The organism is Enterobacter sp. BIDMC92 (assembly GCF_001030225.1).
Taxonomy (GTDB): domain Bacteria; phylum Pseudomonadota; class Gammaproteobacteria; order Enterobacterales; family Enterobacteriaceae; genus Enterobacter; species Enterobacter sichuanensis.
In genome coordinates, this window is sequence record NZ_KQ087598.1 from 404,563 (window position 1) to 415,929 (window position 11,367).

Annotated in this window: 8 protein-coding genes and 3 tRNA genes; 7 read left to right on the top strand and 4 right to left on the bottom strand. The window is 56.5% G+C overall.

Annotation, left to right across the window (positions count from 1 at the left end):
* Positions 1-22: 22 nt before the first annotated feature.
* From mscM to rsgA, 3 genes are all read right to left on the bottom strand, one after another.
* Positions 23-3,337: a miniconductance mechanosensitive channel MscM gene (gene mscM / locus SP99_RS01940; RefSeq protein ID WP_047957586.1), complete on the bottom strand. Its 3,315-nt coding sequence runs from the start codon at positions 3,335-3,337 to the stop codon at positions 23-25.
* A 19-nt stretch (positions 3,338-3,356) separates the two neighbouring features.
* The gene (gene asd, locus SP99_RS01945) at positions 3,357-4,325 is read right to left on the bottom strand and encodes an archaetidylserine decarboxylase (RefSeq protein WP_045286605.1); all 969 of its coding nucleotides are present in this window, start codon (positions 4,323-4,325) and stop codon (positions 3,357-3,359) included.
* Between the two features lie 98 nt (positions 4,326-4,423).
* Positions 4,424-5,476 carry a small ribosomal subunit biogenesis GTPase RsgA gene (gene rsgA, locus SP99_RS01950; RefSeq protein WP_045286604.1) on the bottom strand — a complete coding sequence of 351 codons (1,053 nt, stop codon included), beginning with the start codon at positions 5,474-5,476 and terminating at the stop codon, positions 4,424-4,426.
* A gap of 107 nt (positions 5,477-5,583) precedes the next feature.
* On the opposite strand from rsgA, the gene orn reads away from it, so the two are divergent.
* The 4 genes from orn to SP99_RS01970 all read left to right on the top strand — a co-directional run bounded on the left by orn (position 5,584) and on the right by SP99_RS01970 (position 6,626).
* Positions 5,584-6,129 (top strand): oligoribonuclease, encoded by a 546-nt coding sequence (gene orn, locus SP99_RS01955; protein ID WP_025758248.1) that lies wholly within the window; start codon positions 5,584-5,586, stop codon positions 6,127-6,129.
* A gap of 196 nt (positions 6,130-6,325) precedes the next feature.
* Positions 6,326-6,401: transfer RNA gene (locus SP99_RS01960), tRNA-Gly, on the top strand.
* A gap of 37 nt (positions 6,402-6,438) precedes the next feature.
* A tRNA-Gly gene (locus SP99_RS01965) sits at positions 6,439-6,514 on the top strand.
* A gap of 36 nt (positions 6,515-6,550) precedes the next feature.
* Positions 6,551-6,626 (top strand) — tRNA-Gly (locus tag SP99_RS01970).
* Positions 6,627-6,896: 270 nt separating this feature from the next.
* Here the strand turns inward: SP99_RS01970 and queG are convergent.
* Entirely contained in the window at positions 6,897-8,036 is a 1,140-nt protein-coding gene (gene queG, locus SP99_RS01975) for a tRNA epoxyqueuosine(34) reductase QueG (RefSeq protein WP_047957587.1), read from the bottom strand.
* Here queG and nnr point away from each other — a divergent pair.
* Genes nnr through amiB form a run of 3 tightly spaced genes read left to right on the top strand, consistent with a single transcriptional unit; the run spans position 8,035 to position 11,363 of the window.
* Positions 8,035-9,558, top strand: a complete 1,524-nt coding sequence (gene nnr, locus SP99_RS01980) for a bifunctional ADP-dependent NAD(P)H-hydrate dehydratase/NAD(P)H-hydrate epimerase (RefSeq protein ID WP_047957588.1) — start codon at positions 8,035-8,037, stop codon at positions 9,556-9,558. The genes queG and nnr overlap by 2 nt on opposite strands.
* Positions 9,551-10,012: a tRNA (adenosine(37)-N6)-threonylcarbamoyltransferase complex ATPase subunit type 1 TsaE gene (gene tsaE / locus SP99_RS01985; RefSeq protein ID WP_008502923.1), complete on the top strand. Its 462-nt coding sequence runs from the start codon at positions 9,551-9,553 to the stop codon at positions 10,010-10,012. Before nnr ends, tsaE begins: the two co-directional genes overlap by 8 nt.
* Before the next feature lie 16 nt (positions 10,013-10,028).
* The gene (gene amiB, locus SP99_RS01990; RefSeq protein ID WP_047957589.1) at positions 10,029-11,363 is read left to right on the top strand and encodes an N-acetylmuramoyl-L-alanine amidase AmiB; all 1,335 of its coding nucleotides are present in this window, start codon (positions 10,029-10,031) and stop codon (positions 11,361-11,363) included.
* Positions 11,364-11,367 lie beyond the last annotated feature (4 nt).

Consider the following 11,367-nt stretch of genomic DNA (forward strand, 5'->3'; position numbering starts at 1 on the left):
GGAGAGGGTTACTCCGCTTATCTTACACACTCCCCGCCGGGCGTTTACGCGCCGCAGAGGTTAAGGTTCTTCCCGTTTTCCGCCCGTCCAGGCTTTCCAGGCGCATCTGGAACGGTGGGAACGGCATATCAATACCGTGTTCGCGGAAGCCTGCCAGAATCAGCTGGTGGATCTCATGGCGCAGCGGCATACGGTGCCCCATTTCGGCGGCATAAATACGCAGCTCGAAAATCTGGATCCCCTGCTGAAGATCGACCAGGAACACTTCCGGCGCCGGGTTATCGAGCACCAGGGTGCAGCGTTCAGCAGCGGTGTAAAGAAGCTGGGTCACTTCTTCACTGTTGGCATCCGACGGTGCCGGCACGGTCAGCACCACACGCGTGACGGAATCTGACAGCGACCAGTTGATGAACTGCTCGGTGATAAACGCCTTGTTTGGCACGATGATCTCTTTCCGATCCCAGTCGCTGATCGTCGTGGCGCGGGTGTTGATCTTCGTTACGCTACCGGTCAGGTCACGGATCGTGACCGTATCGCCAATACGAATCGGTTTTTCAAACAGAATGATCAGGCCGGAAACAAAGTTTGCGAAAATCTCCTGCATACCAAAACCAAGTCCAAACGTCAGCGCGGCGACCAGCCATTGCAATTTAGACCACTCAATGCCAATCATCGAGAAACCAACCATCCCGCCAAAGAGCAGAATCAGGTATTTCGTGATGGTGGTAATGGCGTAACCCGTGCCCGGGGTTAAATCCAGATGCTGCAATAGCGCCAGCTCCAGCAGCGCCGGGAAGTTACGTACCAGCTGGGTCGTGATGATCAACACCAGAATGGCAATCAGCACCGCCCCTAAGGTAATGGGCTCCAGGCTCTCTACGCCCTGCACCGTAGAGGTCACGTCCCACAGCGAGATGTTCTCCAGGAAGCCGAACGCGGAGTGGATCTCCGACCACAGGAAGATCACCGACAGGAGGGCAACCAGCATCAGGATGGAGCGCACCAGACGAAGAGACTGGGTACTGATGGCATCCAGATCCAGTTCGACTTCGTCAGCATCCATCGTACCTTCGGTGCTGTTGACATGGTTAGGCTCGTCTTCACCCCGCGCTCGCTGGGCGAGGATCTCTGCCCGGCGGTGCTTGGCGCGGTCAAATGCCAGGCGGCGGCGCTGGATTAACATCCCGCGGCGAATGACATGATAGACCACCAGCAGCAGGAACCAGATGGCGACCGAGGTTTCCAGTCGCGCCAGCAGCGCCTGCGAGGTCGCCAGGTAACCCACTGCCGCTGCCAGCATGGCAATCAGAGGCGCGCAAAGGAGCAGGTTCCACAGCATGCGGTTGAACATATTGTCGCCGCTGCCGGTTTTATCCAGATAAAGCGGTATACCGGCGCGTTTCAGACTGAGCGTGACAATGGCCAGCGCCCCGCAGATCAGCATAAAGCAGAGGCGTCCCAGCGAGCCCGAGAACTCCCGGTCGTTGAGATTATCGAACATGATGAGCGCCATAATCAGCGGCACAATCAGCCCAATGCTCATCAGGTAGTAGCGCATGGCGCGCGCCACGCGGTTACGCGGCCAGCCAAAGTGAGCGATGAACAGACCATTGGGCCGCGCAAATGTGGCGCAAATCATCACCACCCACAGCAGAGGGACGGTGGCGGTCACGCCATCGCCAATCGCGACCGCGAGCGGGTAGGGCCAGGCTTCCCGCAGGCCGTATCCGAGCGTCATCCACAGCACCGGCAGCGGTGAGGCGACGAGTATTGACCAGAACACGGTGCGCAACGTCAGCCAGAAGTGATCCTGGGTCACCTTACCTACCCGGGCGCTGGAGCGTTCCAGGAAGCGAGTAAAGTGCCTGCGCGAGTAAATGCTGAAGCCCACCAGAATTAATGCGCCCAGCAGCGGGAAGATGGTCTCTTTGCTGGTGAGCATCATCACGCTGGCTTTTCCAAGCTGGCTGAAGGTATCCAGCGAGATCAGACGGCGCAGATCCTGGACAACTTCAATGGGCCACGAGAAGGTCATCGGGCGTACGTCAGAGGTCCAGAAGAGATAACGGTGCGTGGCCTCGTTCACCTCTTTCAGCGCATCTTCCAGCTGACTGTTGGAGACTTTCAGCTTGGTCAGTTCCAGAATCAGCGTATCCCCACCCTGCAGCAGGGAGTTCAGCAGCTCGCGCTGGGTCCGCAGCTGGGCTTCCAGAATGCGGTTTTGCTCGCTGGTGAGCGGCTGTCCATCAGCCTGACGGATTAGCGGCTGTTTATTGAGAAGATCTTCAAAATGCAGACGCTGAACGCGCAGCTGAGCCATCTCGGTATCCAGCTGCTGCGGCTTCGGCATCTCCGGCAGGCGCGCGACCTGGGCGCGTAACGCCTCGCCCAGCAGATTTGATGACCCCAGCCACTGAGACTGCTCGCGCAGGGTGTTGAGCGCCTGGCGCACCTGAAGCGTTTGATTGGTGGCCTGGCGCTGTTGGGAAGCCACCAGATCCATACGCTGCGCCTGTTGATTCAGTGCGGCAGAAAGCTCGCGGTTGACCTTAAACTGTTGAACGATGCCGGCAGGAAGATTATCGCTGTTTTCCGCCAGAAGTTCGGTGCTCTCCAGCGCGCGCTCCGCTTCACGCTGGCGCTGGCTGTTAAGCTGATTGCGCAGGGCCTGCAGATACGCATCCAACTGCTCGCTCTGCTTCTGAGCGAGTTCTGAGCGCATCCGCGACAGCTCCTGACGGTTATTGGCGGAGAGTTGCGCCAGCTCCAGCTCATCGACAAGGGCCTTCAGACGAGCTGATTCGGCCTGCAGGCCCAGATTTTGGGCCTGAGCTTGTGGCGTATTGCCGCTTTGGGTACCAATGCGACGCTCAACTTCATTAAGCTGGCGGCGGGCGTCGGTTTGCTGTTGCGGAAGCTGGCTGAGGGAGTCGGCAATTTCACGCGCTCGCTCCTGTTCCTGCTGGGCAAGGCGGCTCTTCTCCAGAAGCTGGCTGCTGACCTGCAGGATCTCCTGGTTCAGGGCATCGGAGGTCATGCCGGCGGGTATATCGCGCGGTTCATCACGCAAGTTCGCGAGCTGCGTGCGCAGCGTCTGCGAGAGTTTGGGGAAGTTGTCGATAACCTGCTGATACTGCTGAGCGCGCTCAAGAGAGCCTTTCCGCTCTTCAAGCGCGTTCAGTGCGGACTGGAGTGACTCAACGGTCTCAGGCTGAGCGGGTTTTGCCGCTTTTGCCTGCTCCAGCTCCTGGGTTATCTGTTTGGCGTCGGGGGCTGTCGCTGCGTACGCCCCCATGCTGAGGCACCAGGCCATCAGTAGAACGATAATCGGGCGCACGTCAGCGATCCTTCTGTTGTTAGCCTTCGTCTTTTTTGTCGTCAACCAGCGGACTGGCGTCATGTTCGGCCTTGATCTCTGCTTCCGGCAGCGGTGCAGGCTCTGCATCCGGCGTCACGAAGGTTTCAGTAGAGATGGCCAGCGGCTGGCCCAGTTTAGTGACCGACAGGCTTTCGAGCTGTTCAGCCAGTTTCACTTTACCCGGCGCAAACAGGTTGATAACGGTTGAGCCCAGCTTAAAGCGGCCCATCTCCTGGCCTTTCAGCAGTGCCACGGAGCCTTCTTCTTCACCGGCAGGCCAGGTCCAGCGCTTGATGACGCCTTCACGTGGCGGCGTAATGGTGCCGGCCCAGACGGTTTCGATGCTGCCGACAATGGTCGCGCCCACCAGAATCTGCGCCATCGGGCCAAATTCAGTATCGAACAGGCAGATGACGCGCTCGTTACGGGCAAACAGGTTCGGGACGTTTTGCGCGGTCAGGTGGTTTACTGAGAACAGGTCGCCCGGAACGTAAATCATTTCACGCAGGATACCGTTACACGGCATATGCACGCGGTGGTAGTCGCGCGGTGACAGATAGGTGGTGGCAAACGTACCGTTACGGAACAGATCCGCCATCAGGTAGTTACCCGCCAGCAGCGCTTCCAGGCTGTAATTATGGCCCTTCGCCTGCAGAATTTTGTCGTCTTCGATATCACCCAGCTGGCTAATCACGCCGTCTGCTGGCATCACCAGGACGTTAGGGTCGGTGTTTACCGGGCGTACATCGTCACGCAGCGGGCGCACGAAAAACTCGTTAAAGGTGCGGTAGCTGGCGGTATCCGGCTTCTGCGCCTCTTTCATATCAACCTTGTAATATTTTACGAAAAGGTCGATGACCAGTTTGGTCAGCCAGCCTGCGCGTTTGCTTGCGCCCCAGCCCGCCAGGCGAGTGAGCCACAGTTTTGGCAGAATGTATTGAAGCGAAAGTTTAAATGCGTTTAACAAGGTAGCCTCCAGGCCATTGTTTTGTCGTTCCTGATCCGGCGTTATACCGCCGGAACCTGAAAAAAGGGGGACGATTTTAGCGATGCTTAGCTTAGTTGTCAGTTATCAGAATCAGAAAAGTTTTTACGCGTTTTTACCTGATCCATGCTCTCAAGAATACGGTGGTAGTTCTCGAAGCGGGTCTGGGCGATTTCACCGTTCTCAACCGCTTCACGGATAGCGCAGCCCGGGTCGTTATCGTGTTTACAGTCGCGGTACTTGCAAGCACCTAAATAATCATGGAATTCGACAAATCCGTTAAAGATTTGTTCCGGCTCAAGGTGCCATAAGCCGAACTCACGTACGCCCGGGGAGTCGATGACATCACCACCGTGCGGGAAGTGATACAGGCGCGACGCGGTGGTGGTATGTTGGCCCAGGCCCGAGACGTCTGACACATCGTTGGTGAGGATCTCTTGCTGGAGGCCAAGCAGGTTGTTCAGCAGGCTTGATTTGCCCACGCCGGACTGGCCCGCAAAGATGCTGATGCGATCGGTAAGCGCCTCTTCCAGCGGTTTCAGGCCATCTTTGGTATAGCTGGAGACCATCAACACGCGGTAGCCAATCTTGCGATAGATATCCATCTGTTCGTTGACGAACGCCATGCCTTCGTCGTCCAGCAGATCGATTTTGTTCAGCACGATGATCGGCTCAACCTGCAGCGTTTCGCAGGCGACGAGGTAACGGTCGATTATATTGAGCGAAAGTTCAGGCAAAATTGCCGATACGATAACGATCTGGTTAATGTTGGCGGCAATTGGTTTCACCCCGTCGTAGAAATCGGGACGGGTTAATACGGACGTGCGCTCATGCACCGCTTCAACGATACCTTTTACCGTCACGCCTTCCGCGGCCTCTTTACCCGGCCGCCAGACCACGCGATCGCCGGTCACCAGAGAACGAATGGTCCGGCGGATGTTGCAGCGGTGGATCTCACCATCGGCGGATTCCACGTCGGCGTGCATACCGAAACGGCTGATGACTACGCCTTCCGTCGGGTCGCCAAACAGGTTGTCGTCGTAATCGACCTTCTCCGAAGTGGTTTTAAGACGGCGCTGGTGATTGGCATTCACACGACGCTGCTGCCCTTTGGAGAGTTTATTTTTACTCAATCGCACTGGCTCCTGGTCGCCCGTAAGGGGCAAAACCTCTATGATACACTCTAATTAATACTAGTTAACCTGCTACTGCCGGTTATGCGAGAAGGGTGGAAAATAACATGAGCGCGGATGAAAACAACCTGATTTGGATCGACCTTGAAATGACCGGGCTGGATCCCGAGCGCGATCGCATCATTGAGATTGCAACCCTGGTGACCGACGCCAACCTCAATATCCTGGCGGAAGGGCCAACCATTGCGGTGCATCAGTCAGACGATCAGCTTGCGTTGATGGATGAGTGGAACGTGCGTACCCATACCGGCAGTGGTCTGGTAGAACGCGTGAAGGCGAGCACCCTGGGTGACCGCGAGGCGGAGCTGGCGACGCTGGCGTTTCTGAAACAGTGGGTACCGGCAGGTAAATCGCCTATCTGCGGTAATAGTATCGGCCAGGATCGCCGTTTCCTGTTTAAGTACATGCCGGAGCTGGAGTCGTACTTCCACTACCGTTATCTGGATGTCAGCACCCTGAAAGAGCTGGCGCGTCGCTGGAAACCTGAAATCCTCGATGGCTTTAAAAAGCAGGGGACGCACCAGGCGATGGACGATATCCGCGAGTCCGTGGCGGAGCTTGCTTACTATCGCGAAAACTTTATTAAGCTGTGATTTTGAGAACCGGCGCCTTGCGTGGCCGGCTTTTTGTCGTTAAATTGTTCAGCTTGCCGATTAAATAAGCATTTGAACTGAATTTCAAAAAAATCGCTTTCAGGGGGGTTGCAGCTAAAAGGATTTCTCGTATAATGCGCCTCCCGTAACGACAGAGAATTACGCGTTACGACAGCAACAAAAGCAGTACAGATTTGCGGGAATAGCTCAGTTGGTAGAGCACGACCTTGCCAAGGTCGGGGTCGCGAGTTCGAGTCTCGTTTCCCGCTCCAAAATTTGAAAAGTGCTTCCACAGCACGGACTGCCCAAGCGGGAATAGCTCAGTTGGTAGAGCACGACCTTGCCAAGGTCGGGGTCGCGAGTTCGAGTCTCGTTTCCCGCTCCAAAATTTGAAAGTGCTTCCACAGCACGGACCACCCAAGCGGGAATAGCTCAGTTGGTAGAGCACGACCTTGCCAAGGTCGGGGTCGCGAGTTCGAGTCTCGTTTCCCGCTCCAAATTCTTCTTCGTCTCCAAAATATCCACAGCGAATAACCTCGTTGAGGACGTTTTCTATTGCATCTGAAATACTCTTGTAAACAGAGTTATCCACAGAAACTGCGCTTTAGCGGAACCGGTCTAAAAGTTAGCAGGGTGAATAGTATCTTTTTAATGCATTGTATTTTAATGATAAATTTTCATTTCAAAATGTTATCGAGATCACTTGATCTCTTCTCAAGCCCAGATGGCGCTTGAGTTTTTATTTTTATTCACAGGCTGTGAATATATCACGCATCACGCGTGAGCCCTTTTTCGATTACCCTCACCAGCCGCTGTTTCTGAGGAAGCTGCACCTCCACCACGCAGGCATTACGCTTCTCAATTTGCTGCGTAATCGCCCAGTCTATGTGTTCATCAAGAAGTGGGTGCTCACCTCTACGGCTTTCCAGCGCCCGGATATTCGCTTCATCCCACGGGGCATTGCCCAGCGCCACGGCAACATTTCGCAGCCAGCGCAGATGGCCGATACGGCGGATGGCCGACCCTTCCGTCACTTTCAGGAACCAGGCTTCGGTCCAGGCAAACAGTTCAATGAGCTGTGGGGCATGGAGCGCCTTACGCGGGCTGAAATCCTCTTCATTCGTGAGCTGCGAATAGCGGTTCCACGGGCAAATGAGCTGGCAGTCGTCACAGCCGTAGATCCGGTTTCCGATAAGCGGTCGAAATTCTTCCGGGATCGCCCCTTCCAGTTCGATGGTGAGGTAGGAGATACAGCGGCGTGCATCAACGGTGTAGGGCTCGACGATGGCACCTGTCGGACAGATGGTCATACAGGCCACGCAGCGCCCACAGCCTTCCTCGACCGGACCGTCTACCGGCAGCGGTAAATCAATCAGCAGTTCTCCCAGGAAGAAGAATGAACCGGCGTCGCGGCTAAGGATAAGTGAGTGCTTACCTGTCCAGCCAAGCCCGGCTTTTTCAGCGATCGGGCGCTCAAGAATGGGCGCAGAATCGACAAAGGGTCTAAAATTCAGCGAAACACAGTGCTGCTGAATAGTCTCCCCGAGTTTTTTTAAGCGGTTACGCAAGAGCTTGTGGTAATCACGCCCCAGGGCGTACCGGCTGACGTAACCCAGTGAGGGATTTTTGAGCGTACGCGCAAAAGCCGCGTTGGCGGGCAGGTAGTTCATGCGCACGCTGATGACCCGTAACGTGCCCGGCAAAAGCTCGTGTGGACGGGCGCGCATCATGCCATGACGCGCCATCCATTCCATTTCGCCGTGGTATTGTTTATCCAGCCAGGCCTGCAGTTTCGGCTCGCTGGCGGAGAGGTCGGTATCGGTAATACCTACCTTCTGGAAGCCGAGCTCAGCACCCCACTGTTTAATTTTTTGCGCTAACTGATTGAGATCGAGGGGCTGTGACATGACGGACCATACGGTGAAGAAAAACCCCGCAAGTATACCACATTCCATCTGGCATGCGGACGCGCTCCGGCATGCCGAAAAAGAGGCGGCTGACAGTCTCGGTATCACCCTTTATGAACTGATGCAGCGGGCAGGCGAGGCGGCGTTTAATGTTGCCCGCAGCGCGTACCCGCAGGCTGCACACTGGCTGATAATGTGCGGGCACGGCAATAACGGCGGTGACGGTTACGTCGTTGCCCGTCTTGCAGTGGCTGCGGGGATCCGCGTGACGTTGCTGGCACTCGAAAGTGATAAACCGTTGCCGGAAGAGGCCAGCGCGGCGCGGGAGGCATGGCTGAACGCAGGCGGAGTGATTCATGCGCCAGATATCGTCTGGCCAGAGGATGTTGATCTGATTGTTGATGGTCTGCTGGGCACCGGCCTGCGTAGCGCGCCTCGCGAGAACATTGCTGCGCTCATTACACACGCCAATCGGCACGCCGCGCCGGTGGTCGCGCTGGATATTCCGTCGGGTCTGCTCGCACAAACAGGAGCGACGCCGGGGGCGGTGATTCAGGCTGCGCACACGGTGACGTTCATCGCCCTGAAACCGGGTTTGCTGACCGGCAAAGCACGGGACGTGGTCGGCGTGTTGCACCACCATGCGCTGGGGCTGGAGAGTTGGCTGGCAGGACAGGAAATGCGCATCGCGCGTTTTGATGCGTCTCACCTTGCTTCGTGGCTTCCGCCCCGACGCCCGACGTCCCATAAAGGCGATCATGGCAAGCTGGTGATAGTGGGGGGCGATCACGGTACGGCGGGCGCTATCCGCATGGCCGGTGAAGCGGCATTACGAAGCGGTGCCGGTTTAGTGCGAGTGCTCACTCGCGTTGAGAATATTGCGCCGATAATCACCGCCCGACCGGAGCTGATGGTCCATGAGCTTACGCTCCAGACCCTTGAAGAAAGCCTGGAATGGGCGGATGTGGTCGTCATTGGACCCGGTCTTGGACAGCAGGCGTGGGGTAAACAGGCTCTGCAAAAGGTCGAGAATTTTCGTAAACCGATGCTGTGGGATGCCGACGCGCTGAACCTTCTGGCAATCAATCCGGATAAGCGTCACAATCGCATTCTGACGCCACACCCCGGCGAAGCCGCGCGCCTGCTTAACTGCAGCGTGGCAGAAATTGAAAGCGATCGCTTACTTTCTGCTCAGCGTCTGGTAAAACGTTACGGAGGTGTTGCCGTTTTGAAAGGGGCAGGAACCGTTGTCGCCAGTGATGAGGCTCAGAGCATTATCGATGCCGGAAACGCGGGCATGGCGAGCGGCGGCATGGGCGATGTGCTTTCCGGTATCATTGGCGCATTGCTTGGACAGAAACTTCCCCTTTATGATGCAGCCTGCGCGGGCTGCGTGGCCCACGGTGCCGCGGCAGATAAACTGGCTGCGCGTTACGGTACACGCGGTATGCTGGCCACCGATCTCTTTTGCACGCTGCGGCGTGTGGTTAACCCGGATGTGATTGACGTAGAAAATGACTAATCGAGCGATTCCTTTACCTGATGAACAAGCCACTTTAGATCTCGGCAAGCGCGTGGCGCAGGCCTGTCAGGGGGCAACTGTCATTTATCTGTATGGTGATTTAGGGGCGGGTAAAACCACCTTCAGCCGGGGTTTCTTGCAGGCGTTAGGGCACAACGGGAATGTGAAAAGCCCAACCTACACGCTGGTAGAGCCGTACACCCTTGAAAATCTCATGGTGTACCACTTCGATTTATACCGCCTTGCGGATCCTGAGGAGCTGGAATTTATGGGGATCCGTGATTATTTTGCCAATGATGCCATCTGCCTGGTGGAGTGGCCGCAACAAGGTGCGGGTGTCCTGCCTGACCCGGATGTCGAAATTCACTTAGATTACCAGGCACAAGGGCGTGAGGCTCGCATCAGTGCGGTCTCCTCATCAGGCAGTTCCTTACTGGCGCGTCTGGCCGGTTAAGCGTAGGGATGACGGGATGATAAATCGCGTTAAAAATTGGTTGCTGGCTACCACGGTACTGCTGTGCGCGCAGGCCGGGGCGGCAAACCTCTCCGATATTCAGGTCTCGAACGGCGAAAGCCAGGCCCGGATCACATTCAGCTTTATGGGCGATCCTGAATATGCATTTTCACAGCCAGACAGCCACAGCGTGGCGCTGGATATCAAACAGACCGGCGTGATCCAGGGATTACCGCTGCAGTTCAGCGGTAACAATCTGGTGAAAAGTATTCGCTCGGGCACGCCAAAAGATAGTCAGTCATTGCGTCTGGTGGTCGATTTGACCGAAAAGGGCAAAACGAAGGCGGTGAAGCAGCAAAACGGTGCGAACTATACGGTGGTGTTTACCATCAATGCAGACGTGCCGCCGCCTCCACCGCCGCCGGTTGTCGCGAAACGCGTGGAAGCGCCGGTGTATACCCCGCGTCCTTCAGAACCGGCGCGTAATCCCTTCAAAACAGACAGCGACCGCATAACCAGCGTCACCAGCAGCAATACCGTTACGCGTCCTGCGGCCAGCGCACGCCGCGTGGTCAGCGGTGACAAAGTGATTATTGCCATTGATGCGGGGCACGGCGGTCAGGATCCTGGCGCGATTGGCCCGGGCGGTACGCAGGAGAAAAACGTCACAATCGCGGTTGCCCGCAAGCTCAGGGCGCTGTTAAACGACGACCCGATGTTTAAAGGCGTGCTCACCCGTGACGGCGACTATTTTATCTCCGTGATGGGCCGATCAGACGTGGCGCGCAAGCAGAATGCCAATTTCCTGGTCTCCATTCACGCCGATGCCGCACCTAACCGTAATGCGACCGGCGCATCGGTATGGGTGCTGTCGAACCGCCGGGCAAACAGTGAAATGGCCAACTGGCTTGAAGAGCATGAGAAACAGTCTGAACTGTTAGGCGGTGCCGGGGATGTGCTGGCTAACAGCCAGTCTGACCCGTATCTCAGCCAGGCGGTACTGGATTTACAGTTCGGTCATTCCCAGCGCGTCGGGTATGATGTCGCCACTAACGTACTGAACCAGCTGCAGGGCATCGGGGCATTGCACAAGCGCCGTCCAGAGCATGCGAGCCTCGGGGTTCTGCGTTCGCCGGATATTCCTTCGATCCTCGTGGAAACCGGCTTTATCAGCAATAACAGTGAAGAACGCTTGCTGGGCAGCGACAGCTATCAGCAACAGCTTGCCGAAGCGATTTATAACGGTCTGCGTAAATACTTCGAGGCTCATCCGCTGCAGTCCGCGCCGCAGGGCGGAGCTGCCCAGACGGCAAGTGCCGCGCTGCCGGGTGAGATGACCGCGACAAACTAAGGAG